Genomic DNA, 26,575 nt, shown 5'->3' with positions numbered 1-26,575 from the left:
CATCGAAAGATCAAAGCGGCTTGCCGCAGCGAGAAATCAGGAGGCTTGCGATGACCGAGGAAATCAACACCGCCCTGCTTGCCGAGCTGAAAAGGCTCGCTGATGCCGTGCAGCGTCTAGCCGGGCCGGCACCTGCCGTCAATGAGTGGAATGCGGCCGACTGTTTCATTTGGGCGCCGTCGCGTCAGCATCTGCAGCCGGTGAAGAAGCCGAATCGGGTGGCGCTGAAGCTCATCCGCGGCGTCGACCACGTGCGCGATATCCTGCATGAGAATACGGTGCGCTTCGCCGAGGGTTATGTCGCCAATAACGTGCTGCTCTGGGGCGCGCGCGGCATGGGCAAATCATCGCTGGTCAAGGCGGTGCATGAGGATGTCAGGCGCGAAAGCGGCGTCCCGTTGAAACTGGTCGAGGTACATCGCGAGGATATTGCCAGCCTGCCCAACCTGCTCGACCTCCTGAAGGACACGCCGTACCGTGTGATCGTCTTCTGCGACGACCTCTCCTTCGATCATGACGACACCGCCTACAAGTCGCTGAAGGCTGCACTCGACGGCGGCGTCGAGGGACGGCCTGACAATGTGCTCTTCTACGCCACGTCGAATCGGCGCCATCTTCTGCCGCGTCACATGATGGAAAACGAACAGTCGACGGCCATCAATCCATCTGAAGCCGTCGAGGAAAAGGTCTCGCTGTCCGATCGCTTCGGTCTTTGGCTCGGCTTTCATAAATGCAGCCAGGAAGACTATCTCGGCATGATCGACGGCTATGCCGATCACTTCAAGCTTGGCCTCGACCGCAATAAGATGCATGCCGAGGCGCTGGAATGGGCAACGACGCGCGGCGCGCGCTCCGGCCGCGTCGCCTGGCAATATATCCAGGATCTCGCCGGACGTCTGCGCGTTCATATCGACCGGGCATAGGCGCCTCCGAATCGGAGTCTATGCGAAGAGATCGAAAATGACAAAAGCCCGGCTGGTGGCCGGGCTTTTGCGCTCCCTGGTACGCTCTACCTATTCCAGGAAAGTCATCGGGTTGACCGGCGACGCGTCCTTGCGCACTTCGAAATGGACCTGTGGCTGCTTGACGTCGCCGCTCATGCCCGAGACGGCGACGGTCTGACCGCGCTGGATCTTCTGACCGCGGGCGACGCTCAACGTGTCGGCGTTGCCGTAGACAGTGACGGTGCCGTCGTCGTGACGGACGAGAACCGTATTGCCGAGTTCCTTCAGGCCGTTGCCGGCATAGATGACGACGCCGTTTTCGGCAGCCTTGATCGGCGTGCCCTGCGGCACCGAAATGTCGATGCCGTCGTTGCGATTGCCGTTGACGTTGGCGCCGTAGGCGGCAATGACCTGGCCGCGAACCGGCCAGCGATATTTGCCGATGCCGGTCGATTCCGGCGCGTCGGAACTGACGTCGGACTTCTTCTCGACCTCGTCGACGGTCTGGGTGGCGACCGGCGCCTTGTAGGGCGCAGGCTGAACGGACGCGGTCTGAACCGACGCAGTCTGCTGGGCGGGCGCCGGATCACCCGGTTTCGGCTCGACCTTCTCAGCCGGGATGGAAGCGGTCTTGACCGTGTCGGCACTGCCGTTCGGGATTTTCAGAGCCTGGCCGATACGCAGCGAATTCGCCGAAAGATTATTGGCAGTCTTGAGATCGTCGATGTTAGTGCCGGTCGCCTTGGCGATCTTTGCCAGGGAATCGCCCTGCTTGACGACATAGCTGCCGGCAGACGCCTTCGGGTCCTTGCCAGCGCCAGCCGGAAGCTTGCCGGTCGGATCGGCACTCGCCATGGTCTTGTCCCGTGCGGAATTGGCGCCCGGGACGACGGCGACCTTCTGTTCCGGAGCCTTGGCCGGGTCTGGCATATTGCCGGGCTTGGAAAGATCGGCCGCCTGCGAAGCCGCCTTGGCGGCATTGCCACCGTTGAAAGTCGGGATCAGGATTGCCTGGCCGGCCTTGGCCGCCGAAGCCACCTTTAGGTTATTGACTCGCAGGATTTCCTTTTCCGGAACACCAAAGCGCCGGGATAAGGTCGCAATGCTCTCACCTGGACGCAGCGTGACGGAAGGCGCGTTGGTCGCGGACCAGCCGGAAATCTTCGGCGTCGTACCCGTCGTCAGAGAATCGGGCGCCGGCTTCGGAGCAGCGGGCGCTACGAGCCGCGCCGTTTCAGGCTGCGCCGAAGCCGGGAAAGGCTGGGCGAGCGCGACTTCTCTCTCCCGCTGGCGGGATGGCGCAGCAGCCGTTGGAGCCGCAAGTTCGGAGCGCTGTATCGAGACGGGCGAGGAAGCCATGCGGGCGCTCGACGTCGGGACCGGATCGTACCCGGGGCGCGCCGGATAGGGTTGATTCAGCGCAGCATTGCCGCCGCCGTAACCCGACTGACTGGCGACAACGGGGCCGCCGAGATCGGCGCGCGGCACCGGATCACCTTGCCGACCGCCGCGCGGAATGGAACTTGTGGTAATCTGATCCTGCCCCGAGGAGGAAAACAAGCCGCCGAACCGTGTCACATCGGAACTGCAGCCCGTTGCGGCACTCGCCAGCAGGCCAACAACCAGGAGATTACCGGCCGACTTACCGAACTTCGGCGAAAGACTGAAACGCATTGACTCGACCCACTGAGAACGCAACCATTTGTGAGTCTATTAAAACGCGTTAGTATTACCACGTGGTTAAGACGCTGGAATCAGTGCGATATTTTTGAGAAGTTGATAACCATAGCTTACGGGTGAAAAATCGCAGTGTCTGGAACATGGTGCCAAAGGATGCGTGCCAGCTTTCGAACCGCGCATCTACAGCAGCGAGGCGAGTCGCGGTACGATCGGCAGATAAGGGGCTTCGAACAGTTCTTCGCGTTCGAAACGGCTGCCGGTTTTCGTCAGCCGTACCATGCGACACTCGTTCTCGGAAATCATCAGCGGGGCAATCATCGAACCACCGGAAACGAGCTGGTCGCTATAAAAGCGCGGCATAGCATTGAATGCAGCGGTTACCAGAATACGGTCGAAAGTGCCCTCACCTTGCATGCCGGCGCTGCCGTCGGCCTGGCGGATGACGACGTTGCGCAGCCCGAGCGATTCCATGCGCCGCTGCGCAGCCGTCGTTAGCGTCTTATAGCGATCGATCGACAGAACACGTTCGGCCAGACGGCCCATGACAGCGGCGGTGAAGCCGCTGCCGGTGCCGACTTCCAGAACGCGCTGCCCCGGTTTGAGTTTCAGGTGATGCAGAATGCGAACGACAAAATCGATGCCTTCCAGGAAGGAGCCGCATTCGATCGGTATCGTCCGGCTGGAATAGGCGTCCTCGGCAAATTGCGGCGGCACGAACAACGAGCGCTGCGTCTGCTCGACCGCCGTCAGCAGATCGAGATCGGAGATGCCTTCGGCGCGCAGTCTGAGGACGAGCGCCGCGAAGCCCTCCTTCTCCGCCAGTCTTGCCGTCAAACCCGTGCTCCGTATCCTAGGGCCCGCGCCACGCGGTCCGTCACGGAATAATCGGTCAAATCCAGTTTCAAAGGCGTTACCGAAATCTTGTTATGCTTCAAGGCGTGGATATCGGTACCTTCGACGAAGGCACCGGCGCGTTCGCCGAACTTGAGCCAGTAATAGGGAAATCCCCGGCCGTCGGAGCGGGCGTCGACCTGCAGGTTGAAGGCGAGCTTGCCCTGCATGGTGACCTCGGCGCCGTCGACCTCGTCGGGACGGCAGTTCGGGAAGTTGAGATTGAGGAACGTGCCCTCCGGCAGGTCCAGCACCATCAGCTTTTCCAGAAGTGCCGGCGCATGCGTTTCGCACACCTCCCAGGGGACGATGCGCGCGCCGTCCTCATAGAGATAGGCCTGGCTCAGTGCAAAGGATCGCACGCCCTGCATCGTGCCCTCGATCGCGCCCGCGATCGTGCCGGAATAGGTCACATCGTCTGCAACATTCGAACCCGAATTGACGCCGGAGAGAACGAGATCGGGCTTGATGTCCATCACCTGCCTGATGCCCATGATGACGCAGTCGGTCGGCGTACCGCGCAGCGCGAAATGTTTGTCGGAAATCTTGCGCAGCCGCAACGGCTCGGACAGGCTCAACGAATGCGCCAGGCCGCTCTGATCGGTTTCCGGCGCCACGATCCAGACATCGTCGGACAGTGTACGGGCGATCCGCTCCAGCGCAGCAAGGCCTTCGGCGTGGATGCCATCGTCATTCGTGAGCAGGATGCGCATCGCCTCAGGCCGCCCGTTCGATCTTGGTCATTCCGCCCATATAAGGCAGCAAAACGTCCGGAATCGTGACGGTGCCGTCTTCATTCAGATAATTTTCGAGGACGGCGATTAGGCAGCGGCCGACGGCGGTGCCGGAACCGTTCAGCGTGTGGACGAACTTGTTGCTCTTGTCGTCCTTGCCGCGATAGCGCGCATTCATTCGCCGGGCCTGGAAATCGCCGCAGACAGAGCAGGAAGAGATTTCCCGGTAGGCATTCTGCCCCGGGAGCCATACTTCGAGATCGTAGGTCTTGCGCGAGCCAAAGCCCATATCGCCGGTGCAAAGGGTCACCGTGCGGAAATGCAGCCCGAGGCGCTTCAGCACCTCCTCCGCGCAGGCGGTCATCCTCTCATGCTCGGCGATCGAGCTCTCGGCGTCGGTGATCGAGACAAGTTCGCATTTCCAGAACTGGTGCTGGCGCAGCATGCCGCGGGTGTCACGACCGGCAGAGCCCGCTTCCGACCGGAAGGATGGGGTCAGCGCCGTGAAACGCAGCGGCAGCTTTTCCTGGTCGAGGATTTCCTCGCGCACCAGATTGGTCAGCGTCACCTCCGCGGTCGGAATGAGATAGCGGCTATCCGTCGTCTTGAAGAGATCCTCTTCGAACTTCGGCAGGTTGCCCGTGCCGAACAGCGCTTCAGCGCGGACCATCAGCGGCGAGCTGACTTCGGTATAGCCGTGCTCGCTTGTGTGGAGATCGATCATGAATTGGCCGAGCGCCCGTTCGAGCCTGGCGAGCGGTCCTGTCAGAACTGTGAAGCGCGCACCGGACAGCTTGGCAGCGCGCTCAAAGTCCATATAGCCGAGCGCCTCACCGATTTCGAAGTGCTCTTTCGGCGTGTGGTTCCAGCGCGGCTTTTCGCCGACGACACGGGTGACGACATTGTCGTGCTCGTCCTTGCCGACCGGAACATCGTCGAAGGGGACATTCGGGACGCGCGAAAGCGCGTCGTTGAGTTCGGCCGTCAGTTGCCGTTCTTCCTCCTCGATCGCAGGCAGCAGGGTCTTCAGTTCGGCCACCTCGGCCTTCAGCTTCTCGGCGAGTTCGCCGTTCTTCTGGGCCATCGCCGCGCCGATTTCCTTAGAGGCAAGGTTGCGGCGCGACAGCATATCCTGCGCTTTCTGCACAGCAGAGCGGCGCTTTTCATCGAGGGCGACGAGACTTTGGGCCAGAGGTTCCGCACCGCGCTTGGCAAGGGCGGCATCGAGCGCTTCGGGATTCTCACGGATCCATTTGATATCGAGCATCGTCGTTCCAACTCGTTGCAATAGAAATGACCGGCCGGAGAAACCGACCGGACAGGAAACGGCAGACCTCAGGGGAAAGTCAGGAACCGCTCAGACACTGTCCGTCTTGGCGACGTCAGAGGAACCAGAAGCCTCGTCAAGTGCCCGTTGGGAACGCTGACGCTCCACGAGTCGTGCCGCGTAAATGGAAATCTCGTAGAGAAGGATTGCCGGTATCGCAAGACCGATCTGGGACAAGGGATCCGGCGGCGTCAGCACGGCAGCAACGACGAAGGCGAGCACGATGGCGAATTTACGCTTTTCGGCGAGCCATTCCGACGTCAGCAGGCCGACACGGGCAAGTAGTGTCGTGACAACAGGCAGCTGGAAGACGAGGCCGAAGGAGAAGACCAGCGTCATGATCAGGCTCAGATATTCCGACACCTTCGGCAGAAGCGAGATTGCTACCTCGTCTTGGCCCGGCGCCTGCTGCATCGACAGGAAGAACCACATGACCATCGGCGTGAAGAAGAAATAGACTAACGCGGCGCCCAAGAGGAACAGAAGTGGGGAAGCGATCAGGAACGGCAGGAAGGCCGCCCGTTCATTCTTGTAGAGGCCTGGAGCGACGAACTTGTAGATCTGGGCCGCGATGATCGGAAAAGCGATGACAAGGCCACCGAACATGGCGACCTTGACCTGCGTGAAGAAGAATTCCTGCGGCGCGGTGTAGATGAGCTGCGCCTTCTCGACATCGAGGTTGGCCCAGCTGACAGCGAGCTTATAGGGATAGACCAGGTAGTTGAAGATGTGCTTGGCGAAAAAGAAGCACACGATGAAGGCAATAAAGAACGCGCCGATCGACCACATCAGCCGCGTACGCAGCTCCATCAGGTGCTCAATCAACGGCTGCGGCTTGTCTTCGATATCACCGCTCATGCCTCGTCCTTCTTCTTCGTCTGCGCCGGCTTCCGGGGCGTTGCAGGTTTCCTGGCCACCACCGTGCGCTTTGGCCTTTCCACGGGCGCCGCAATGGCGGAAGCGGCATCGGTCTTATCGACAGCCTTGGCGCGCGGCTTGCGCACGGCCTTCGGCTTCTCGGCGACCGTATCGGCCTGGAGAGCCGCTGCGGCGACGGGTTCCGATGCGGGTGTGGTCACCGGCACCAGCGGCGGGGTTTCGGGTAGGCTCATTGACGGCGTCGGGGCCGAGACGGCAGCCGGCGGCACCTCGGTCTTATTTTCCGAAGCCACCGTCGCCTTCTGCAGGTCAGCCTTGATCTCGTTGCCCATCTGGCGAAGAGGGTTCATCGCCTCGCGCAGGCTGTTCACCGGATTGAGCTTTTGTGCGTCGCCGATCGTCTGGCGGACATCGTCAAGCTCAGATTCACGTAGCGCTTCATCGAACTGGGTACGGAATTCACCCGCCATCTTGCGGGCGCGCTGCGTCATCTTGCCGAAAGCGCGCAGCATCGGCGGCAAATCCTTCGGACCGACAACGACGATCAGCACGACCGCGATAACCAACAGTTCGGTCCAGCCTATATCCAACATGCAAGGCTCCTGGACGGGAAGCGCGGGGGCTGCGCTTTTCCCGGACTTGATTACTTGGTTTCGTCGGCTTTGTGATCGACCGTTTTGGCCGTTTCCGGCGCGTCTTCGTCCGTCATACCCTTCTTGAAGCTCTTGATGCCCTTGGCAACATCGCCCATCAGTTCCGGAATCTTGCCGCGACCGAACAGCAACAGCACGATGACCAAGACGATCAGCCAGTGCCACATGCTAAAAGAACCCATCATCACTCTAACTCCCTGTTTCGATGTTCCCACGATGTAAGAATTTCTGACACCGTTTCCAACATCAAGCCCTTTGAACTGCGCTTAATGTCACGGTATCGCCCTTTGTGACAAGCCACAGACCCGCCAAAAAATCGTGAGCATCATTGTTTTCGTCATGCATGGCAAAAGCAAGACGAAGTCCTTCAATCTTCGGAGGTAGAACGGGGAGCGAGCAACCCGAGTTCTTCGAGATCCATCTGGGTGATCGGATCCTCGTCCTCGGTCAGTTCGTCGTTCATCGACGGCGATGGAATGTTGAAATTCGCGGGAATGCGGCCTGACAGTAGGCCGGCCCCCTTCAATTCTTCGAGGCCAGGCAGATCGCGCAACTCTTCCAGTCCGAAATGGTCGAGAAAATCGCGTGTCGTGCCCAAGGTCACCGGCCGGCCCGGCGTACGCCGACGGCCGCGAAACCGCACCCAGCCGGCTTCCATAAGCACATCAAGCGTGCCGCGCGAGGTCTGAACGCCGCGAATGTCCTCGATTTCGGCACGCGTCACCGGCTGGTGATAGGCAATGATCGCCAGCACCTCCAACGCGGCGCGCGAAAGCTTCTTCACCTCATTGTCATCGCGGCGGATGACGAAGGAGAGATCGGCGGCGGTGCGGAAGGCCCAGGCGCCCTCGACTTGCACCAGATTGACGCCGCGAGGCGCATACTGCTCCTTCAGTCGCAGCATGATCGCATGCACATTGGCGTTTCTGGGCAGCCGCTCGGCGATAAAACCTTCGGAAACCGGTTGCGAGGAGGCAAAGACCAGCGCCTCGGCGACACGCTCAGCCTCGATCTCGGCCTGCATGTCGCGGCCGTCCTCCTCGAAATTCTCTTCGCTTCTGGGATCGATCAAGCCGGCCGCTCCTGTTCCACGACCTGCAGCGTTGCATGCTTGGGACCGCGGCGCATATAGATCGGCTGAAAGGCGCCGTCCTGACGAATTTCGAGTTTACCCTCGCGCACCAGTTCCAGCGAGGCGGCGAAGGCGCTGGCAATCGCTGTGACGCGTTCCTCCGGTGCGGCGAGATAGCGCAGCAGATAATGCTCCATCGCCGTCCAGTCGCCGACCTCGCCGATCATCTGAGTCAACAGTTCGCGGGCGTCGGTCAGCGACCAGACATTGCGCCTCTCGATCGTCACCTGGGTAACGGCGTGGCGCTGGCGCAGCGCCGCATATGCGGTCAAAAGATCGTAAAGGCTCGCCGCGTAAGCGGACTGCTGCCGGTCCGGAATATGCTCCGGCGCGCCGCGGGCGAAGATATCGCGGCCGAGGCGGTTGCGGTTGACGAGACCCTCCGCCGCCTGGCGCATGGCTTCTAGGCGTTTCAGGCGGAAGGCGAGCGTTGCCGCCATTTCCTCGCCGGAGGGACCGTCATCCTTGACCTGCTGGGGAATAAGCAGGCGTGACTTGAGATAGGCAAGCCATGCCGCCATGACGAGATAGTCGGCAGCAAGCTCGATGCGGATGCGCCGGGCGCTTTCGACGAACTGCAGATATTGTTCGGCGAGCGCCAATACGGAAATGCGGGACAGGTCGACCTTCTGGTTGCGGGCGAGATAGAGCAGCAGGTCGAGCGGGCCTTCGAAGCCGGCGACGTCGATCACCAACGCGGGCTCGTGGCTGGCGCGCTCTGCACTGGTATCCTGCCACAGCTTGTCCATCGGCGTTGCCGCCTGCGGACGTTCCGTGCCCTTAACCGTGTTCACACCCTGCTCCTCTGCGATCAAACCATCGCAAACATCGCCTCAAATTCTGCGCGCAACCCGGCTTCGTCAGCCGCATCCGGCGCGGCGAAGCCTGCCTCGACCGCATTTGCCCGGGCAAGCGACGCGCCGGCCAGCGGCGGAACATTTGCCACGACATCCAGCATCTCGTCCATATCGCCGTTGCAATGCAGCACGATATCGCATCCGCCTGCAATAATATTCGCTGCCCGTTCGCCGATCGTGCCGGAAAGCGCGTTCATCGAGCTATCGTCGGAAAGCAGCAGACCACCAAAGCCGATATGCTCACGGATGATGCCGTCGATCACCTTGCGTGAGGTCGTCGCCGGATTATCAGGGTCGATCGATGTGAAGACGAGATGGCAGGTCATCGCCATCAGTTCGTCTTTCATCGCCATAAAGGGCGGGAAATCATGGGCCTCCAGCTCATCGCGCGAGACGGTAACCACAGGCAGCTCCAGATGCGAATCTGCAAAGCCGCGACCATGGCCTGGCATATGCTTCATGACAGGCAGCAGACCGCCGGCCTTCAGCCCGTCGCCAGCCGCCCGTCCCATGGCGATGACGGTGTCGGGATCGCCGCCATAGGCACGGTCGCCGATGACATTGCTGCTTCCTTCGACCGGCACATCGAGCACCGGCAGACAATCGACATTGATGCCGACGCTCGAAAGATCGAAGGCATGCAGCCGTGACATCACCCAGGCGGCCCGGATCCCGAGCACAGGATCGCGGCGATAGAGATCACCCAGCGCCTGGCCTGCGGGATACCGTGGCAAGACCGGCGGACGGATGCGCTGGACGCGCCCCCCCTCCTGGTCGATCAGAACCGGTGCATGCCAGCCGACGCTGTCGCGCAGTTCAGCGACGAGATCAGCGATTTGAGATGCTTCGGAGATATTGCGTCCGAAGAGGATGAAGCCCCAAGGTCGTTCTCCACGGTAAAGGGCCTTCTCTTCGGAGGTGAGGGAAAGGCCGCTGCAGCCCAGGATCATCGCTTTTGATTCGGTCATGCGAGAATCATAGACGCCGCCCCGCCAAATGCGAGCGAGGCCGGGCACGATGCACAAAAAAGAGCGGCGGACCGACCCGGCCCACCGCTCTCCTATTCAACGACCTGCAGTTACCGGGAGATCAGGCAGCTTCCACCCGCGGCACGATACTTCTCGCAGAGTGCTGCGGCCTCGTCCTTGGAGCCGACCGGGATGCGGACACGGTAAAACGTGCCCTTGCCGGCAATATCGGCCCTGCGGATCTCATGGGCGCGGCCACCGAGGACGCCGGCAAACTTCTTCGACAGGTTGGCGTAGGATTTATTAGCCTCGTCCTCCGACGGCAGCGAAGCGATCTGGAGGCCGTAGCCGCCGGCGGATGCGGCTTGCTGCGGCTGGGCGGCGGCCGGCGTTGCGGAGGCGACCTGCGTCGGCTGCTGCGCGGGCGTGCGGACATTACCCTTCTCTGTGACGGTTCCGACCACATTGACGGGCTGATCGGCCGGGCGGGCGATCGGAACCGGAGCCGTATCGGCAATCGTCGTCGTCTTGACCGGCCGCACCGCCGCATCGGCCGGCGCGGGATTTGCCGGCTGCACATCGGCGGTTGCGGCGGGGGCAGTTGCGGCAGGCGACGGCTGTGCCGGCGCGGTTTCGACAGGTGCCGCGGAACGCGCATCGGCGGAAGCGACTTCGGCGCTTGCCGGGAAGCTCGCAGCCGTTCCGGCAACCGGCGGTGCCATCGGAGCCGATGGCGCCGTCGAGGCCGATTGCGCCGTCACAGACGGCTGGGCAGACGGCATCGGCTGAGCAGACTGGGCCGGCTGGTCGACCGGCGCAGACTCCTCGCGGGCGACCAGGGTGCCGTCAGGCTTGACGATCATCGTGCGTACCTTGCGCGGCGAAACGGACGGCGTCTTGTCGGCGTCGCTTGCGGAAGCGTCGTCGGCGTTAGCCTGGTTCGGCAGAAGACGCGGATCCTCCGTCTCACCAACCGCCGTCGGCGTAACCCGATCGTCGGCACCGACGTTCTCGTCATCCTCCGGCAACGTCTCCGGCGTCAAAGTGCGCTGGACGACATCGACAGGCGCCTCGTCCGAGGAAACGAGAGCCTTCTGCTTCGGCTCCTCGGCAGAACCCGCGACGCGGTCGTAGACGGCCTTATCCTGGTTTGGCACGGTCTTGCCACCCGGATTTTTCGGAACGACCTTGACCGGCGCTTTGTCCGCCGTGATCACGCGCGGCTCGCCGGAAGCGACAATACCAAGCCCCTCACCGTTCCACACAGAGGAATAGACGCCATAACCAACACCGGCGAAGACCACCAGCACCACGGCCCCGGCAAGCAGCCGGCGCATCGAGCGGGCACGGCTGAAATCTGCGGCCTGGCTTGCCGACTCGATGCGGACTTCGGAGGTCTCCCGACGCTCGACCGGCTCGCGTACGCTGCGGCGGAAATCCTCCTCCAGCGCCCGTTCGAAATCATCGAGGCCGTCGGCAATGGTCGGCTTAGCCGGCTTTGCCGCAGCGGCCGCCATATTGCGGGCGGGCGCCGCCGTCTCGCGCGGCTTGGCCGGTTCGAAGAAGCTCGCGATCTCTGCATCGAGATCGAAATCGAAATCCGCGGTTTTCGCGACCGGAGCGGGCTGCTCGACCGGCGGCAGCGCCGGCACATGCATGTCGTCCACTGTCTCGGGACGATCCTCGGGATCGGAGATCATTGCCGGATCAAACGGCAAGTCTTCGGTCGATTCAGCGGCAGATGCCTCTGCGGCAGGCGCCCAATTGAAAGCCGGCGCCGGAGCTGCGGCCGGCGGTTCGGGAATCAAGGCCGGCGCGGGCTGCGGCGGCACGGCCGCCTCCAAGTGCTCAGGCGCTGCCTCCTGGGGCGCAACGGGTGCCGGCTGCGCCTTTGGCTGCGGCGCAGGCTCTGCTGCTTCGGAGAAATCAAGATCGGCAAGTTCCAGCTCGATGCCGGCAAGATCCAGTTCGAAATCGTGGCCCGCAAAGGGATCATCAGCCTCCGCGGTGGGCTGCGGCGCCCGCGAATATACCGTTGCGACCGGCTGGGGCGGAGTGACCTCGGCAGGCTGTGGCGCGACCGGCCTTGCGGCTTCGGCAGTATAGGCAGGCACCCTTTCGATCGGAGCGGAAAGGACCGGTGCAGCAGAGACCAGTGCGGGCGCGACCGCCTCGGGCTGAACCGGTGCGGCCCCGAGGGAGGCGGGCTCCGGCGAAACCGGCGCCAGATTGGCGCGCTGCAAAACCGGACGAGGCACCGGATAGCGCGAGACGTCGGCCAGCAGGTCGTCGACATCGAAAGTGCCGGCGGTATGCGGAACTTCGTGCCCGACCTCAGTCAGCGCGGCGTCGGCCTGGATCTCGCCCTCGATGGCGGCCGCGAGGTCGAAACCGGCGTCGGAGCTGAACTCTTCCAGCTCGTCCTCAACTTCAACGAATTCCTCGGCTTCAGCAGTTTCTTGCGGCGCGATTGCCTCATCGTGGCGATCGAGCTCGGCGGGAAAGCCGAAGGATGGCGCCACGGATTCGAACTCCTCGGCAGGTTCGACAGCCGCAATGGGCGCCGGCTGCTTGATCATGGGCTCCGGCTCTGCCCAGGCAAGATCGGCAACCGCTGCATCAGCCATCGGATCAGCGGGAGCTTCAGCCGCAGGCTCGCCGACTGCTTCGACAGCGGGCTCGACTACAGCCGCCGGCGGGGCCACCGGCTCCTCACGTTTCGGGGCGTGGAAGTTAGCGAGCGGCAGCCTGATGCTGGCGGCCGACCATTGCGGGGCCTTGGCTGGCTGCGCCAGCGAAGAGACCGGTGCTGCGCCGATCGACAGTTCGAGTTCCTCGATCAGGTCGCGGGCGCCGCCAAAAGCGGTTTGGACCGGCACCTCGGAAGCAGGATCGACAGAAAGCGGCAGCGGATCGGCTGCCCGGTCGGCGGCCGCATCCCAATCCCTTGCAGGGAGTTCGGCGGCTTCTTCTGCGGCAACGGGATCAACGGAGACGAGCTCCGGAACATCCACGTCAACCGCAACGGGGGAAGCATCGAGAACGGGCTCGACATAATCTTCGGGGGTGATGTCGTCAGCGATCGGCTCGGCCGGCCGGTCCAGTTCGCCAAGCGGACGCGGCGAATCGTAGCGGTCGAACTCACGCCCGAGTTCGTCTTCAAGATTGAAGGCGGGTTCGCGGCGCGCGGCCTCGGTCACTGTATTTGCTGCAACACGCGGTTCGAAGCCGACGATGCGGGCAAGTTCGGCCAACGGATCGTCGTCAGCAAACAGATCGTCTTTTCCGCGCGTATCATACGCAAGTTGTTTCTCAGCCATGCCTATCCCACTCGCAAACGCCAACGCTCAAATGCCAGCGCATTGTGGGGAAATGGTGACGTTATCGCATTTCGTCAGGTGCGGCAGTGCCTGTAATGGCAAGTCCCGACTTCAAAACCGATGCGACGGCGTACACCAGCCCAAGTCTGGCAATACTTGATTCTCGGTTTTTATCATTAACAAATCGTAATTCCGTCTGATCTTTACCTTTGTTCCAGTGCGCGTGGAAGGAACTGGCGAGGTCATAGAGGTAAAAAGCGATGCGATGCGGCTCCTGCGACTGGGCCGCCGCTTCGACGACACGAGGGAATTCGGCCAGCTTGGCGACCAACTGCAATTCGGCCGGATCCCCAATGCCAGCAACGGTTTTGGTAAGATCTTCAGGCGAAACGTCGAGGTCCGGAAACGCCTCCCTGGCCTGCCGGAAGACCGACATGCAGCGGGCATGCGCATACTGCACGTAGAAGACGGGATTGTCCTTCGACTGTTCCGTCACTTTGGCGAAATCGAAGTCGAGCGGTTCGGAATTCTTGCGGTAAAGCATCATGAACCGAACCGAATCACGGCCGACTTCCTCGACGACATCCCTGAGTGTGACGAAATCGCCGGAGCGTTTCGACATCTTCACGGGCTCGCCGTTCCGGTAAAGCTTGACGAGTTGGCAGAGCAGCACGGTCAGCTTCGCCTTACCTTCCGAGACGGCGCGCGCAACCGCTTCCAGGCGCTTGACGTAACCGCCATGGTCGGCGCCGAGCACGTAGATCATCTCCTCGAAGCCGCGGTCGAACTTGTTCTTGAAATAGGCGACGTCGGCGGCAAAGTAGGTGTAGGAGCCGTCCGACTTGATCAGCGGCCGGTCCATATCGTCGCCCACTTCGGTCGAGCGGAATAGCGTCTGCTCGCGATCTTCCCAGTCCTCTGCAACCTGGCCCTTCGGCGGCGGCAGCGTGCCCTTGTAGACGTAGCCCTTGAAGGTCAGGTCGTTGATCGCCGTGCGGATGGCTGCCGCACCGTTGGCATGCAAGGTGCGCTCGGAGAAGAAGATATCGTGGTGGACATTCAGCGCCGCCAGATCTTCGCGGATCATCGCCATCATCGCATCGATCGTGCGATCCTTGACGATCGGCATCCATTCCTCTTCCGGCATATTGTGCAGCCGGACGCCATAATCGGCGGCAAGCGACTGACCGACAGGAACGAGATAATCTCCGGGATAGAGACCCGAGGGGATTTCGCCGATCCGTTCGCCGAGCGCTTCGCGATAACGCAGGAAGACCGAGCGGGCCAGCACGTCGATCTGCGAGCCTGCATCGTTGATATAGTATTCCTTTTCGACGCCATATCCGGCAAAGGCGAGCAGGTTGGCGAGCGCATCGCCGACAACGGCGCCGCGGCAATGACCAACATGCATCGGGCCAGTCGGATTGGCCGAGACATATTCGACATTAACCTTCCGGCCCTCACCGAGCGTCGAGCGGCCATAGTCGGTGCCGGCACCGATGATGGAGGCGAGCAACCGCTGCCAATAACCGACGGCGAGACGGATGTTGATGAAACCGGGACCTGCCACCGAGACATCGGCGACGTCGGCATCCTCCTTGAGTTTGGCGATGATGACGTCAGCAAGGGCACGAGGATTGGTGCCAAGCGGCTTTGCCAGCACCATCGCAGCGTTGGTCGCAACATCGCCATGACTGGCATCGCGCGGCGGTTCGACCGTAATGCGCCCGAAATCGAGCTCAGATCGCTTTTCCCTGACCAGATCGATCTGTTCAAGGGCGGTTTTGATCCTGGCTTCGAAGTCGGTAAAAAGGTTCATCGCACTCTTCCATGCATAGGCTGTGCCAAAGAGCGCAAATCGGCCTTCGGCGGGCGACCGCTGCCTATCGCAAATCCGGAGTGTGGTCAAACAATCGCCTGTGGGCACTGATCGCATAGGTGTCGGTCATGCCGGCGAGGTAGTCGCCGACATGGCGAGCCTTCGGCGCATCGGCGAGCCCCGCAATATGATCGACCCAGTAATGGCTCTGCATCTCCTTGGGATTGGCCATGTAGGCGGCAAAGAGATCCGTGACGATCTGGGCAGCACCGGCGCGGATGCGCATGATATCGGGATTACGGTAGATGCGCTTGAAGAGCATCGCCTTGATCTGCCTGTCGGTTTCGGCCATGTCTTCGGAAAAGGTGGCGATAACCCGGTCGGCTCCGCGGATGTCGGCAGCACTTTCAGGACGAAGAAGCGAAAGGCGCTCCTGCGCGACGCTGATGACGTCCTCGACCATGCGGGTGATCTGGCGGCGCATGATCTCGTGGGTGAAACGGCTCGGCTCCAGATGCGGATAGCGCCCCCTCACCTCGGCCATCAATCCGGCGAGAAAGGGAATTTCCTCCAGCATGTCGAAACTCAGATAGCCGGAGCGCAGACCGTCGTCGATATCATGGGTGTTATAGGCGATGTCGTCGGCGATCGCGGCGACCTGGGCTTCGAGGCTGGCATAGGTTGCAAGCTCGAGATCGTGCAGTTCGCAATAATCGAGGATCGGCTGCGGAACCGGGCCGCGCGTGCCCGCACCATCTGGTGTCAGTAGCGGACCATTGTGCTTGACCAGACCTTCGAGGCTTTCCCACGTGAGATTGATGCCGTCGAATTCGGCATACCGCCGCTCGAGCTTGGTCACGATGCGCAGCGATTGGGCATTGTGGTCAAAGCCGCCATAAGGCAACAGCACCTCGTGCAGCGCGTCCTCGCCGGTATGGCCGAACGGCGTATGGCCGAAATCGTGCACCAGCGCCACGCCCTCGGCCAGGTCTTCGTCGAGTTTCAGGGCGCGGGCAAGCGCACGTGCAATCTGCGCCACCTCGATCGTATGCGTCAGCCGGGTGCGGTAGTGATCGCCGTCCTGGGCGATGAAGACCTGGGTCTTGTGCTTCAGCCGGCGGAAGGCGGTAGTATGGACAATGCGGTCGCGGTCGCGTTGGAAATCGGAGCGCGTCGGACTGCCGTCTTCCGGATAGAGACGCCCACGCGTCGTCCATGGGTCGGCCGCATAGACCGCTCTTTCGCTGCCGCCAAAACCTAAAGCTCGCCTGTCAATCGTCATTCTTCACCGTCATTCTGCCTGTTGCCGCATCTGCCCATTGACGCCGCTCCGCCCTCTTCATACCTATAGCCCGAGGAAACGGCAAAGAGGCGTTCGCCGACCGCTTCGGCGCATCATGGCATTTTCGCGAAGATCATGCTAAGTACCTTTGATATCAGGCGTTTGAACATTTGAGTGCCAAAACCCATTCTCTCCGGATCTTGACCCCGGCAGGAGGAAACATGACGGATACGAGTGTAACTCTTTCGGATGCCGCGGCAAAGCGTATCGCCGCGATCATCAGTGCGGAGGCCGGCAAAAGCGCGTTGCGCGTTTCGGTCGAAGGCGGCGGCTGTTCGGGCTTTTCCTATAAGTTCGACCTTGCCGACAGCGCTGGGGATGACGATATCGTCGTTGAAAAGAACGACGCGAAGGTGCTGATCGACAGCCTGTCGCTCGTCTATATGGCAGGCTCCGAGATCGATTTCGTCGACAATCTGCTTGGCCAATCGTTCCAGATCAAGAACCCGAACGCGGTGGCAAGCTGCGGCTGCGGCACCAGCTTCTCGATCTGAATATCAGAACGCACAGCGTTGTCCCCCAACGACCGGCGGAAGAACTGCTTCCGGCCGGTTTATCGGCTTGTCCAGCGGCGAAAGACCGCGATAAAAGGAGCGCACTGAAGCGTGTGGCTGTCAGATTCGCTTGCTACGCTTCAGGTCTTTGATTTTCCGCATGTCGTGATCGCAAAAATGGCCGCAGGCCTTTGCGCGACATGCTCTAGCGACGGGACAGAGCCATGAAGATCGCGACCTGGAACATCAACGGCGTCAAGGCGCGCATCGACAATCTCACGCAATGGCTCAAGGATTCCGATCCCGATATCGTCTGCCTGCAGGAGATCAAGACGATCGACGAAGGCTTTCCCCGGCTGGAGATCGAAGCGCTCGGCTATCATGTCGAGACTCACGGCCAGAAGGGATTCAACGGCGTCGCGATCCTCTCCAAGACTTCGCCTTTTGAAGTCAACCGCGGCCTGCCCGGGGATCCGCTGGACGAGCAGGCACGTTTCCTTGAAGCGGTGTTCACGCTGCCCGACAGCCGCATCCTGCGCGTCTGCTGCATCTATCTTCCGAACGGCAATCCTGTCGACACGGAGAAGTATCCCTACAAGCTCGCATGGATGGAGCGTCTGAGGAGCTTCGCAGCCGAACGGCTGGCCTATGAAGAGATGTTGGTGCTTGCCGGCGACTACAACGTCATCCCCGAACCGCATGACTGCTTCGATCCCAGGGTCTGGGAAAGCGATGCGTTGTTTCTGCCGCAGACGCGGCAGGCATTTCGCAGGCTCGAAAATCTCGGATTGACCGATGCGGTGCGCGCAACGACGGATGCGACGCGGCTCTATTCCTTCTGGGATTATCAGGCGGGTGCATGGCCGAAGAACAACGGCATCCGCATCGACCACCTGCTGCTGTCACCCGAAGCTGCTGACCGGATGACGTCGGCGGCGATCGAAAAGCATGTGCGGGCCTGGGAAAAGCCGTCCGATCATGTGCCTGTCATCGCTTATTTCGATTTTGCAGCCTGACCTTCCGTGCCTGCAGCAGCCCGTCGTTCAGGCACGCGATGAAGGAGGCGCGGGTTCAATGCCGCGCGCGCTGAATGGAAAGCCTCAGTCGGAACCGCTCGCGATAGCGTGCGACAGCGAAACTGCGGTGCGACGGTCGGCTTCGTTGGCGACCGAGAAGGCCTGCTCCTGTAGCGCTTCCATCCAGCTGCAATCTTTAGGCTTGCAGCGGTCGAGAGCGGCGGTCATCAGTGCGAGACCGCGGGCCGTCTGGCCTTCGTCGAAAAGAATGTTTCCGAAAACCGCCATGGCGCCGGGATGGCCACTCTTGCGGGCTTGGTTCAACCACTTTTTCGCCTGCTGCGGGCTGGCATTGCCGCCCTCGCCGGCCAGCATCATCTGCGCCAGCTGAAACTGTGCTTCGGGAACGCCAAAGGTGGAGGCCACCTGGAAATAGAGCTGGCGCGCCTGGGTAAGATCGATCTTGACCGGGCTGCCGGCGATACCGTGCTTGTAGTAATTGGCGAGCGCGAGAAGCGCGTTGACGAAGAAACCTGTATCTTCCGAGCCGGGTTCGACACCCTGCTGGGCGATCTCACTATAGATCTTGAAGGCTTCGAAATCATCCTGGGTGACGCCGTCGCCGTCAGCGTACATATTGGCAAGCGCCCAGCGCGAACCGGTATGGCCCTTTTCAGCGGCGTATTTGTAGGCTTCGACCGCCTCCTCCTTCTGACCGTTTTTGTAGGCCTTGAAGCCGAACTTGAACAGATCGAAAGGACCGGACTCCTTGCTGACGTCGCTCTTGATGTCGAAAGCGTGAACCGGACCCGACAGCGATATTGCCATCCACATGCTCACCAGCATGAGTTTGAACAGTTTGAACTCGGACGTTACCATTTCAACCGATTTCTTTCGTTCATCGCACGCAGCCGGCGCTGGCGCCGGGCATACCGCGGATGTGTTCTTTCGAGGCGAGCGATCCCGCGGCGGGCTCCATGGCCCCTTTACCCGCGTCGCATCCAGCCCATTGGCCTTTTTCGGAAGGCCGAATTTTCACCATATCATCCAGAACCACCCGGCTCCCGGCATGGCCCGACTGCAATTTGCCTGGCACTGTTTCGGCAGGCGCGGCATTCGCCTTCCCGCCCCTATCGCTTTCGTAAACAGCAATTGTGACGAAACCAGTATCGGCATCTGCGCCTAAGCCGCGCCGCTCAGGCGGGCGGGTCGAAAATACCGACAATGGATGGATCGCTAATCTCATCGCGAGGCCAGATTTACGGCGGGAACAGCCTTGTTCAACAAGCGAAACGGCCGCAACCGAACGATGGTCGCAAATCGCGCCGCATGATCTGCTGTTCCCGAAAAAAAATCGACCCATGCTACTAATTACACGCACCCTACGCCTGCCATCTCCTTGCCCGCCTATAGCGCTGCGCCCTCTTTGTGGCGGGAAGTAGACAAATTCGCCCCGCCGCCACCATACGCCAATCGTCGCAGAAAACTGTTGCTGAATCGTCACAAAACCATGTCAGGAGATAACATGATTAACGGGCATGGGACAAAGAAGAGCCCGGCAGTGCCGGGCTCTTCAATTCTTCAAATCAGCGGATTAGAACTTAACCTTTAGGCTGGTCGACAATGCCGCGACCAGATCGTCACCATAGGAATAGGAGACATCATCTCCAAACGTGACGCCGTTCCGGGTTACAACGCCGGACGAACCGCTCGTCAGCACGCCCACCGCACCGGCAAAGCGCCATTCTATGTGTTCGGTCGGCGTGAAGGCAGCGCCGAGGCCCAGTGTCCAGCTGTCCGTCTGCGCGCCATAGCCCTGGCTGGTGCCGCGGTCCCATGTCAGGCTGACGGCACCCGCCCATTGCTCATTGAACTTGTGGCCAACACCTCCGGTGATCGTCCAGCCATCACGATAGAGAAGATCAAGCGAGGTCAGCTCGGTCGCGCCGCCTGATCGGCAGGCGACAAGGCCCTTCGTAGAGGTCGGGCAGAAAGGCACAGACTGGAGGACACTCCAGTTCGTCCACTTCACCGATCCGAAGGCGAGCCAATCCGGAGCGATACCGCTCTGCAGCTTCAGTTCAAGCGAATCCGGCGCCTCTGCAGAGCCGAAGACGTCAGTGACCCTTCCGTACGGAGCGCCATTCAGCGGCGCAATCGGCGCAGAAACCTGCGTCAGGTCCACGGTGCCAGTCAGATTGTCGTATTTTACGCGGCTGTTATAGACGAGGCTCGCGCGCATCGCATATTCCGGAATCTCGTAGGCGAGACCGGCGCGCCAGCCCCAGCCGCTGTCTTCGAGATCGAGACGGCCGATGCCGGTGCCCGTGCCAAACAGAAGCGGAACCGTTGAAACCAGGCGTTCCTTGAAGCCCTCGACTTCCTGATAGAAAGCGCCGCCGATGAAGCGAAGCTGCCCGGGGCCGACATCGAAACGATAGGAGCAGGTGCCGCCATAGTTGCGGGTCTCGATCTTCGTCTCGATATTGTTGTTGGCGCCAGCCCAGTTCAAACCGGGATTGGTATGCCCGCCGAAGGGCTCGGAATAGTCGACAAGGCAGTCGATCGTGTCGGCGAAGCCAGCCTTGAAGCCAATATAAGGGATAGTGTAATTCGCGGTCTCGTCAGCGCTGTTTGGACGGGTGTTGAGATTGCCGCCCCCTGGAGCTGCCGAAGTATCCGTGTCACGGACGTCCTTCAGCCTGCGCTGCGGCGTCACGTAGGTGACGCCCGACTGGAATGAGAATGGCGACGTATCGAATAGCTGATCGATGTTATAGCCGCCGCGCTCCAGGCCGCCGGCAAAGGACGTCGAGGCAAGCGACGAAAAAAGAACGAGCGACGTTACGCCCTTGGAAAACATACGCGATGCCATTGTGTCTCCCCCACTCCAGCAATTGATGTGACGACACTGTGTAAGTGTTCGCCAGAAATGGCAACGCGCCGCACGGTAGCGCTTCCAATCGTTGCGACGGCCAACTTACGTAAAGAAATTGACGGACACGTCAAAAGATCTGGTTAATAAAATTTTATTCCAGATGATGTCCGAGTTCTGGGCGCCTCAGAGGATTTCATTCCAATCATTGCAGAAGCTGTATCAATCGGACAACAGTGGCAGTTTTCGCCGAGCGGGCGCTCGCGCGGCCGCAATCCACAGGCTGATCGCCTGAATCCAGCCAAGTTCACGGCCCGAATCGCTACACGATGGATCAAAAAAGACGCGCCCACAGAGGGCGCGCCTTTGATATAATTGGCAAAGTTGGTTGCAGATCTTATCCGGCTTCACTCACGCGGGAATGCGCGGTTTTCAAGCTGGCAATCTGCCCCTTCAACTCGTCGAGACGCTCGCGCTCGGCCTCGACCACCTCGGGATTGGCGTTGGCGACGAACTTCTCGTTGGAAAGCTTGCCGTTGATGCGGGCGATTTCTCCATCCATTTTGGAAATCGCTTTTTCCAGGCGGGCTTTTTCGGCGGAAAGGTCAATCAGATTGCCGAGCGGCAGGCACGCGGTAGCTTCGGCAACGACGATCTGGGCCGCCCCCTTCGGCGCGTCGTCGGCCAGCGATATCGCTTCGACCCGAGCAAGGCGCTTGATTGCGGCGTCATGGCGGAACAGCCTTTCGCGCGTGAGATTGTTGGCCTTGACGACGACAAGCGGGGCGGTTGCCGACGGCGGCACGTTCATTTCGGCGCGCACGGAGCGGATGCCGGAGACGAGGTCAATCAGCCAATTGATCTCGTCGGCGGCTGCGTCATCGGCATAGGACGGCGATGGCCATTCGGCATGGCAGACCAACGTGTCGCGCTCTTTGCCTTCGCCGGCGGTATGCGCCCAAAGCTCTTCGGTCATGAAGGGCATGAACGGATGCAACAGCTTGTAGATCTCTTCAAGAATATAAGCGCTGCAGGCCTGGGCTTCGGCCTTGGCCCCCTCGTCCTCACCATTGAAGACCGGCTTCAGGAGCTCGAGATACCAGTCGCAGACTTCGTTCCAGACGAAGCGGTAAAGCGCGCTGGCGGCATCGTTGAAACGGAAGGCTTCAAGCGCTTCCGTAACGTCACGTTCCGTACGGGCAAGCTCCGTCAGGATCCAGCGATTGATGGTAAGCTCGGCCGCCTCCGGCACGAAGTGCGGATCGCTCTTGGCACCGTTCATCTCGGAAAAACGCGTGGCGTTCCAGAGCTTGGTGCCGAAATTGCGGTAGCCGGCGATGCGGGCCGGATCGAGCTTCACGTCGCGGCCCTGCGCCGCCATGATCGCCAGGGTGAACCGCAGTGCGTCGGCACCGTATTCGTCGATCAGCTCCAAGGGGTCGATAACGTTGCCCTTCGACTTCGACATCTTCTGTCCATTCTTGTCGCGCACCAGCGCATGGACATAGACCGTGTTGAAGGGTTCAACCGGCTCGCCGTCTTCGTCCTTCATGAAATGCAGACCCATCATCATCATGCGCGCGACCCAGAAGAAGATGATGTCGAAGCCGGTGACGAGCACATTGGTCGGGTAATAACGCGCAAGCTCCGGGGTCTTGTCCGGCCAGCCGAGCGTGGAGAAGGGCCAGAGTGCGGAGGAGAACCAAGTGTCGAGCACATCCTCGTCCCGCGTCAGGATCTCGCCCGGCTTGAAATTTTCGAGCAGGTCCTCGACATAGGCCTTCATCGGCCCTTCATGCGAGAGGTAATGCTGGATGGCCGCCTGCAGCGCCTCTTCCTCGGTCTTTTCGACGAAGACCTGGCCGTCCGGCCCGTACCAGGCGGGAATTTGGTGTCCCCACCAGAGCTGACGGGAGACGCACCAGGGCTGGATATTCTCCATCCATTCGTAATAGGTCTTGTCCCAGCTCTTCGGCACCATCCTGGTGCGGCCTTCGCGGACAGAGGCGATCGCCGGCTGGGCCAGCGTCTTGGCATCGACATACCATTGTTCGGTCAGCCGCGGCTCGATCGGCACGCCGCCACGGTCGCCGTGCGGGACCATATGCTTGTGCGGTTCGATCTTGTCGAGGAGGCCCGCCTCTTCGAAAATTTCAACAATGACCTTGCGCGCGTAGAAACGGTCCTGCCCTTGCAGGCGATCCCAGGCGCCATGCAATGCCGCCGGATTGTCGAGGCCTTCGAGGAAATCCTCATTGTCCTTTATAGCAATGGTGCCGTCGATATTCATGATGTTGATCGCGCGCAGACCAGCCCTCTTGCCGACTTCAAAGTCGTTGAAGTCGTGCGCAGGCGTCACCTTGACGGCGCCGGTGCCGGCCGCCGGATCGGCATAGTTGTCGGCAACGATCGGAATGCGGCGGCCGACGATCGGCAGAATGACATGCTTGCCGATAATCGACTTATAGCGCTCGTCCTCCGGATTGACCGCAACACCGGTATCGCCGAGCATCGTTTCCGGACGGGTCGTCGCAACAACCAGATAGTCGCGCGTTGCCCATTCGGTCGGCTTGCCTTCCTCGTCAAAAGCAATTGGGTACTGATAGGTGACACCCGGCTCCAGCGGATAACGAAGGTGCCAGAGATTGCCCTTGATCTCATGCTGTTCGACTTCAAGGTCGGAAATCGCCGTCAGCAGTTTCGGATCCCAGTTGACGAGGCGCTTGTCCTTGTAGATCAGCCCTTCCTTGTAAAGGCTGACGAAGACTTCAAGAACCGCCTCCGACAAGCCTTCGTCCATGGTGAAGCGTTCGCGTGACCAGTCGCAGGACGCGCCGAGGCGCTTCAGTTGGTTGAAGATCAGGCCTCCCGATTCCGCCTTCCACTCCCAGACTTTGTCGATGAACGCTTCGCGACCCATCTCTCGACGGCCCGGCAGCTGCTGTTCCATCAGCTTGCGCTCGACGACCATCTGGGTGGCGATGCCGGCGTGATCCATGCCTGGCTGCCAAAGCACGTCTTTACCGCGCATGCGCTCAAAGCGCACCATGATATCCTGCAGCGTATTGTTCAGCGCGTGCCCCATATGCAGCGAACCGGTGACGTTCGGCGGCGGGATCACGATGGTGAAGGTCTCGGCCCCGGGCTTGGCGTTCGCGCCGGCGCGGAAGGCGTCCGCATCATCCCATTTCGCGGCGATTTTCGGTTCGACGGCAGCGGAATCATAGGTCTTGTCGAGCATTTTCTGACCAATTTCGAGGTTCGAGGATGGGGGTTTGTAAATAGGATGGCCACGGCCAAGTCAATAAAAAAGCCGCCCCGGAGACCGGAGCGGCTTTTCCATGAAAAAGCAATCCGATCAGCGGCGCGGGCCGCGCGCCACGCGCTCGATTTCCTCACGCACCAGCCTTTCGACCAGCGTCGGCAGATTGTCGTCAAGCCATTCGCGCAGCATCGGGCGCAGCATGTCCTCGGCAATCTCGTCCAGCGAGCGACGCTCGGCACCGTCAATCGCAGCGGCAAGCTCCTCGAAGGAGCGGCTGATCTGCAGACCGGCATCTTCCGAAAGCAGCGTCGGCTGGGCCTCGTCGACAACGCTCGGCAGGAAACGCTCGGTCGACGAACGGGCCGGCTCCAAAACCGGCGGCACAGTTTCGGCGGCAACAGCTGCCTGCTCGGCGACTGCGGCCTGCGGTGTTTCGGCAATCGCCGGTTCGGCCCGCTGCCGGACGGGATCGGGGGAAACGGGTGCTGCGGCAGCAGTGAAAACAGGCTGTGTCGGCTGCGGCTGCGGACTAGCGCGCGGTGGCTCCGGCATCACAGCCGGCTGCGGCTCCGGCTGGCGGAAGCCGCTCGGAATTTCGCGCAGAGCTTGACCGGCCTGAACGGCGCTGCGCTCGGACGCAGCGCGCACGCGGGCTGCGACATCGGCAAGCGACAGCGCGCGGGCCGGAGCTTCTGTCTCAGGGGCGATGCCAGCCGAATTGGCGGCGACGAAACGCGGATCGGAAGAGCGCATGGCCGGTTCGGGAAACTCCACGCCGGCATAAGTATCATCCACCGTCAGATGGATTTCGGAGCCGTTTTCGTCCTCGTCGGCGCCGTAAACCGGCGGCACGGAAGCTGAAATCGCCTTGCCGGCGCCGGGTTCATTGCTTTCGATGATCTGGCGGATCGAGGCCAGAATTTCTTCCATGGACGGTTCACGCGCTACACTTGGCTGAGCCATATCTATCCCCGTTATCCCAAAACAACGACCGGATGGTGTGGAGCGTTCATCCGAATCACCACGACCTTAGAATACCCCAGACGTGAAAAAAATCATCGCGAATCAATTGAATGCGGCCATGCACAGTTTTGTTACCCGATTCCCGCCGCCAGCATTCGGAAACGACTGCGCCAGAATAAATGATGTTTGTGAAGGCTTTCCGGCAGCACTGACAAAAACGGGCGCCGATGGCGCCCGTTCGTCGATTGAAGAGGGAGAAGAGTGTCAGAAAACGAATTCGCGCGCCTTGACGAAACCCGGCAGCGGCTTGACCGAAGCGTTGAAGAAGACATTCTCCGAAATGGCGCCGCGCTCGGCGACGAAGACTTTGGCGCGAGCGGCATTGCCATGACCTTCAACCGTGACCAGACGGCCGCCATCGCGCAACTGACCGAGAAGAGCGGCCGGAACCTCCTCGACCGCCCCGTTGATGAAGATCAGATCATACGGGGCGCCGGCGGCGTAGCCCTTTTCGAGGAGACCGGTCACGACCTCGACCTTGCTATAGTCGGCAAGCTTTGCCTTCGCTTCGGCGGCCAGCGCCTCGTCGCATTCAAGCGCGATGACCGAGCCGGCGAGGATCGACAGCAGTGCCGATGTGTAACCCGTGCCGCAACCGACCTCGAGCACAAAATCGTCTTTGCTGATGGCCGCCAGCTGCAGCAGCTTGGCGAGCGGCGAAGCCTCCATCAGGAAGCGGGCCGGCTTACCCGGTGCGGCGGCTGAGATCTCGACATCGTTGTCGATATAAGCGAGGAGCTTCGACTTTTCCGGCACGAAAGATTCGCGCGGCACCGTGAGAAAAGCCGTCAGCACGGAATGCGAGGTAACATCCGTCGTGCGGATTTGGGTGTCGACCATCTTTGCGCGTGCTGCTTCGAAATCCATCATGTCCTCTCGCTCTTGAAAAGCGGTTCCTGTCCCTCGTCTCTTAATCTCCGCCACGGATGGTTTCAAGGCTTGGCAGCGGTCGGCGAAAAGAATCCGCCAGGCGCCTCTTTCGCGCCACAGGAGGTAAGACGCGGCAACACCAGCGTGGAATGCCCTGCCCCTTCTTGTTATGATTTGCAGCGGAGGAATAGGAGCAGCAGGCCATGTCTGCGATTCTCGAATATTTCACGCTGTTCGATTTCTTTATCGTCGCAACGCTCATCGGCCTCTTCTGCTGCGGGTTGCTGGACGGTGAAAGGACCTGAGCAGATCGAACGCCGAAGCAAGCGCCGGCGTAGCTTGCATGAAGCCCGCCACAATCCGGGTCTGGCGACGCGGATCGTGTGCATCAAGCCGTTAAAAGCGTAGGGCCGAGCAACCGTTCCTGAAAGTAAGCGATGTTGCGCAATTCTTGCAGCGGCGAGGAGAATTTGGAGGCCTCGCCCG

21 protein-coding genes are annotated in these 26,575 nt (G+C 60.9%); 3 read left to right on the top strand and 18 right to left on the bottom strand.

Going from position 1 to position 26,575, the window contains the following annotated elements:
* Positions 1–50 precede the first annotated feature (50 nt).
* A complete protein-coding gene (locus FFR93_RS16620; protein ID WP_138394044.1) occupies positions 51–923 on the top strand; it encodes an ATP-binding protein in 873 nt (290 codons plus the stop codon).
* Positions 924–1,013: 90 nt separating this feature from the next.
* On the opposite strand, the gene FFR93_RS16615 is transcribed toward FFR93_RS16620, so the two are convergent.
* From FFR93_RS16615 to FFR93_RS16555, 13 genes are all read right to left on the bottom strand, one after another.
* Entirely contained in the window at positions 1,014–2,618 is a 1,605-nt protein-coding gene (locus tag FFR93_RS16615; RefSeq protein ID WP_138394043.1) for a peptidoglycan DD-metalloendopeptidase family protein, read from the bottom strand.
* A 186-nt stretch (positions 2,619–2,804) separates the two neighbouring features.
* Positions 2,805–3,458, bottom strand: a complete 654-nt coding sequence (locus FFR93_RS16610; protein WP_064709121.1) for a protein-L-isoaspartate(D-aspartate) O-methyltransferase — start codon at positions 3,456–3,458, stop codon at positions 2,805–2,807.
* A complete protein-coding gene (surE, locus tag FFR93_RS16605) occupies positions 3,455–4,228 on the bottom strand; it encodes a 5'/3'-nucleotidase SurE (RefSeq protein ID WP_064709122.1) in 774 nt (257 codons plus the stop codon). The genes FFR93_RS16610 and surE overlap by 4 nt, the downstream gene beginning before the upstream one ends.
* Positions 4,229–4,232: 4 nt before the next feature.
* On the bottom strand, positions 4,233–5,516 hold the full coding sequence (gene serS, locus FFR93_RS16600) for a serine--tRNA ligase (protein WP_138394042.1): 1,284 nt from the start codon (positions 5,514–5,516) through the stop codon (positions 4,233–4,235).
* A 90-nt stretch (positions 5,517–5,606) separates the two neighbouring features.
* Positions 5,607–6,434, bottom strand: coding sequence for a twin-arginine translocase subunit TatC (tatC, locus tag FFR93_RS16595; protein ID WP_138394041.1), 828 nt, complete (start codon positions 6,432–6,434; stop codon positions 5,607–5,609).
* Positions 6,431–7,048, bottom strand: a complete 618-nt coding sequence (gene tatB / locus FFR93_RS16590; RefSeq protein WP_138394040.1) for a Sec-independent protein translocase protein TatB — start codon at positions 7,046–7,048, stop codon at positions 6,431–6,433. The genes tatC and tatB overlap by 4 nt, the downstream gene beginning before the upstream one ends.
* Positions 7,049–7,098: 50 nt before the next feature.
* Positions 7,099–7,290, bottom strand: a complete 192-nt coding sequence (locus tag FFR93_RS16585) for a twin-arginine translocase TatA/TatE family subunit (RefSeq protein ID WP_064709192.1) — start codon at positions 7,288–7,290, stop codon at positions 7,099–7,101.
* 185 nt (positions 7,291–7,475) lie between these two features.
* On the bottom strand, positions 7,476–8,180 hold the full coding sequence (gene scpB / locus FFR93_RS16580; protein ID WP_138394039.1) for an SMC-Scp complex subunit ScpB: 705 nt from the start codon (positions 8,178–8,180) through the stop codon (positions 7,476–7,478).
* Entirely contained in the window at positions 8,177–9,034 is an 858-nt protein-coding gene (locus tag FFR93_RS16575; protein ID WP_064709193.1) for a ScpA family protein, read from the bottom strand. Before FFR93_RS16575 ends, scpB begins: the two co-directional genes overlap by 4 nt.
* A gap of 17 nt (positions 9,035–9,051) precedes the next feature.
* Positions 9,052–10,065 (bottom strand): beta-N-acetylhexosaminidase, encoded by a 1,014-nt coding sequence (gene nagZ / locus FFR93_RS16570; protein WP_138394038.1) that lies wholly within the window; start codon positions 10,063–10,065, stop codon positions 9,052–9,054.
* 110 nt (positions 10,066–10,175) lie between these two features.
* Positions 10,176–13,385 carry an SPOR domain-containing protein gene (locus FFR93_RS16565; protein WP_138394037.1) on the bottom strand — a complete coding sequence of 1,070 codons (3,210 nt, stop codon included), beginning with the start codon at positions 13,383–13,385 and terminating at the stop codon, positions 10,176–10,178.
* Positions 13,386–13,446: 61 nt separating this feature from the next.
* Positions 13,447–15,204, bottom strand: coding sequence for an arginine--tRNA ligase (gene argS, locus FFR93_RS16560; RefSeq protein ID WP_138394036.1), 1,758 nt, complete (start codon positions 15,202–15,204; stop codon positions 13,447–13,449).
* Positions 15,205–15,268: 64 nt separating this feature from the next.
* Positions 15,269–16,486: a deoxyguanosinetriphosphate triphosphohydrolase gene (locus tag FFR93_RS16555; RefSeq protein ID WP_064709129.1), complete on the bottom strand. Its 1,218-nt coding sequence runs from the start codon at positions 16,484–16,486 to the stop codon at positions 15,269–15,271.
* 221 nt (positions 16,487–16,707) lie between these two features.
* On the opposite strand from FFR93_RS16555, the gene erpA reads away from it, so the two are divergent.
* Both erpA and xth read left to right on the top strand, forming a co-directional pair.
* Complete coding sequence (gene erpA / locus FFR93_RS16550; protein ID WP_064709130.1) at positions 16,708–17,040, top strand: iron-sulfur cluster insertion protein ErpA; 333 nt, start codon at positions 16,708–16,710, stop codon at positions 17,038–17,040.
* 224 nt (positions 17,041–17,264) lie between these two features.
* The gene (gene xth / locus FFR93_RS16545; RefSeq protein WP_064709131.1) at positions 17,265–18,056 is read left to right on the top strand and encodes an exodeoxyribonuclease III; all 792 of its coding nucleotides are present in this window, start codon (positions 17,265–17,267) and stop codon (positions 18,054–18,056) included.
* Positions 18,057–18,140: 84 nt separating this feature from the next.
* Here xth and exoR read toward each other — a convergent pair whose 3' ends face one another.
* The 5 genes from exoR to FFR93_RS16515 form a co-directional block, all read right to left on the bottom strand.
* Positions 18,141–18,935, bottom strand: coding sequence for an exopolysaccharide production regulator ExoR (exoR, locus tag FFR93_RS16540; protein ID WP_138394035.1), 795 nt, complete (start codon positions 18,933–18,935; stop codon positions 18,141–18,143).
* A gap of 715 nt (positions 18,936–19,650) precedes the next feature.
* Positions 19,651–20,931, bottom strand: coding sequence for an OmpP1/FadL family transporter (locus FFR93_RS16530; RefSeq protein WP_064709133.1), 1,281 nt, complete (start codon positions 20,929–20,931; stop codon positions 19,651–19,653).
* A 397-nt stretch (positions 20,932–21,328) separates the two neighbouring features.
* Positions 21,329–24,172: a valine--tRNA ligase gene (locus tag FFR93_RS16525; RefSeq protein WP_138394034.1), complete on the bottom strand. Its 2,844-nt coding sequence runs from the start codon at positions 24,170–24,172 to the stop codon at positions 21,329–21,331.
* 117 nt (positions 24,173–24,289) lie between these two features.
* Entirely contained in the window at positions 24,290–25,159 is an 870-nt protein-coding gene (locus tag FFR93_RS16520) for a DUF2497 domain-containing protein (protein ID WP_138394033.1), read from the bottom strand.
* Positions 25,160–25,423: 264 nt separating this feature from the next.
* The gene (locus FFR93_RS16515; RefSeq protein ID WP_171049204.1) at positions 25,424–26,089 is read right to left on the bottom strand and encodes a protein-L-isoaspartate O-methyltransferase; all 666 of its coding nucleotides are present in this window, start codon (positions 26,087–26,089) and stop codon (positions 25,424–25,426) included.
* Positions 26,090–26,575 lie beyond the last annotated feature (486 nt).

The sequence above is a fragment of the Rhizobium sp. MHM7A genome, from assembly GCF_005862215.1.
Taxonomy (GTDB): Bacteria; Pseudomonadota; Alphaproteobacteria; order Rhizobiales; family Rhizobiaceae; genus Rhizobium; species Rhizobium bangladeshense.
Note: the sequence above shows the minus strand (reverse complement) of the source record. Positions and strands in the feature narration are given on the sequence as shown.

Bases quoted from the DNA above. Each gene is read 5' to 3' on its own strand.
- FFR93_RS16615 (WP_138394043.1), bottom strand. From the start codon at position 2,618: ATGCGTTTCAGTCTTTCGCCGAAGTTCGGTAAGTCGGCCGGTAATCTC.
- tatB (WP_138394040.1), bottom strand. From the start codon at position 7,048: ATGTTGGATATAGGCTGGACCGAACTGTTGGTTATCGCGGTCGTGCTG.
- exoR (WP_138394035.1), bottom strand. From the start codon at position 18,935: ATGGTAACGTCCGAGTTCAAACTGTTCAAACTCATGCTGGTGAGCATG.
- FFR93_RS16555 (WP_064709129.1), bottom strand. From the start codon at position 16,486: ATGACGATTGACAGGCGAGCTTTAGGTTTTGGCGGCAGCGAAAGAGCG.
- FFR93_RS16620 (WP_138394044.1), top strand. From the start codon at position 51: ATGACCGAGGAAATCAACACCGCCCTGCTTGCCGAGCTGAAAAGGCTC.
- FFR93_RS16520 (WP_138394033.1), bottom strand. From the start codon at position 25,159: ATGGCTCAGCCAAGTGTAGCGCGTGAACCGTCCATGGAAGAAATTCTG.
- FFR93_RS16525 (WP_138394034.1), bottom strand. From the start codon at position 24,172: ATGCTCGACAAGACCTATGATTCCGCTGCCGTCGAACCGAAAATCGCC.
- serS (WP_138394042.1), bottom strand. From the start codon at position 5,516: ATGCTCGATATCAAATGGATCCGTGAGAATCCCGAAGCGCTCGATGCC.
- nagZ (WP_138394038.1), bottom strand. From the start codon at position 10,065: ATGACCGAATCAAAAGCGATGATCCTGGGCTGCAGCGGCCTTTCCCTC.
- tatC (WP_138394041.1), bottom strand. From the start codon at position 6,434: ATGAGCGGTGATATCGAAGACAAGCCGCAGCCGTTGATTGAGCACCTG.
- xth (WP_064709131.1), top strand. From the start codon at position 17,265: ATGAAGATCGCGACCTGGAACATCAACGGCGTCAAGGCGCGCATCGAC.
- FFR93_RS16585 (WP_064709192.1), bottom strand. From the start codon at position 7,290: ATGGGTTCTTTTAGCATGTGGCACTGGCTGATCGTCTTGGTCATCGTG.
- surE (WP_064709122.1), bottom strand. From the start codon at position 4,228: ATGCGCATCCTGCTCACGAATGACGATGGCATCCACGCCGAAGGCCTT.
- FFR93_RS16515 (WP_171049204.1), bottom strand. From the start codon at position 26,089: ATGATGGATTTCGAAGCAGCACGCGCAAAGATGGTCGACACCCAAATC.
- argS (WP_138394036.1), bottom strand. From the start codon at position 15,204: ATGAACCTTTTTACCGACTTCGAAGCCAGGATCAAAACCGCCCTTGAA.
- FFR93_RS16530 (WP_064709133.1), bottom strand. From the start codon at position 20,931: ATGGCATCGCGTATGTTTTCCAAGGGCGTAACGTCGCTCGTTCTTTTT.
- FFR93_RS16565 (WP_138394037.1), bottom strand. From the start codon at position 13,385: ATGGCTGAGAAACAACTTGCGTATGATACGCGCGGAAAAGACGATCTG.
- erpA (WP_064709130.1), top strand. From the start codon at position 16,708: ATGACGGATACGAGTGTAACTCTTTCGGATGCCGCGGCAAAGCGTATC.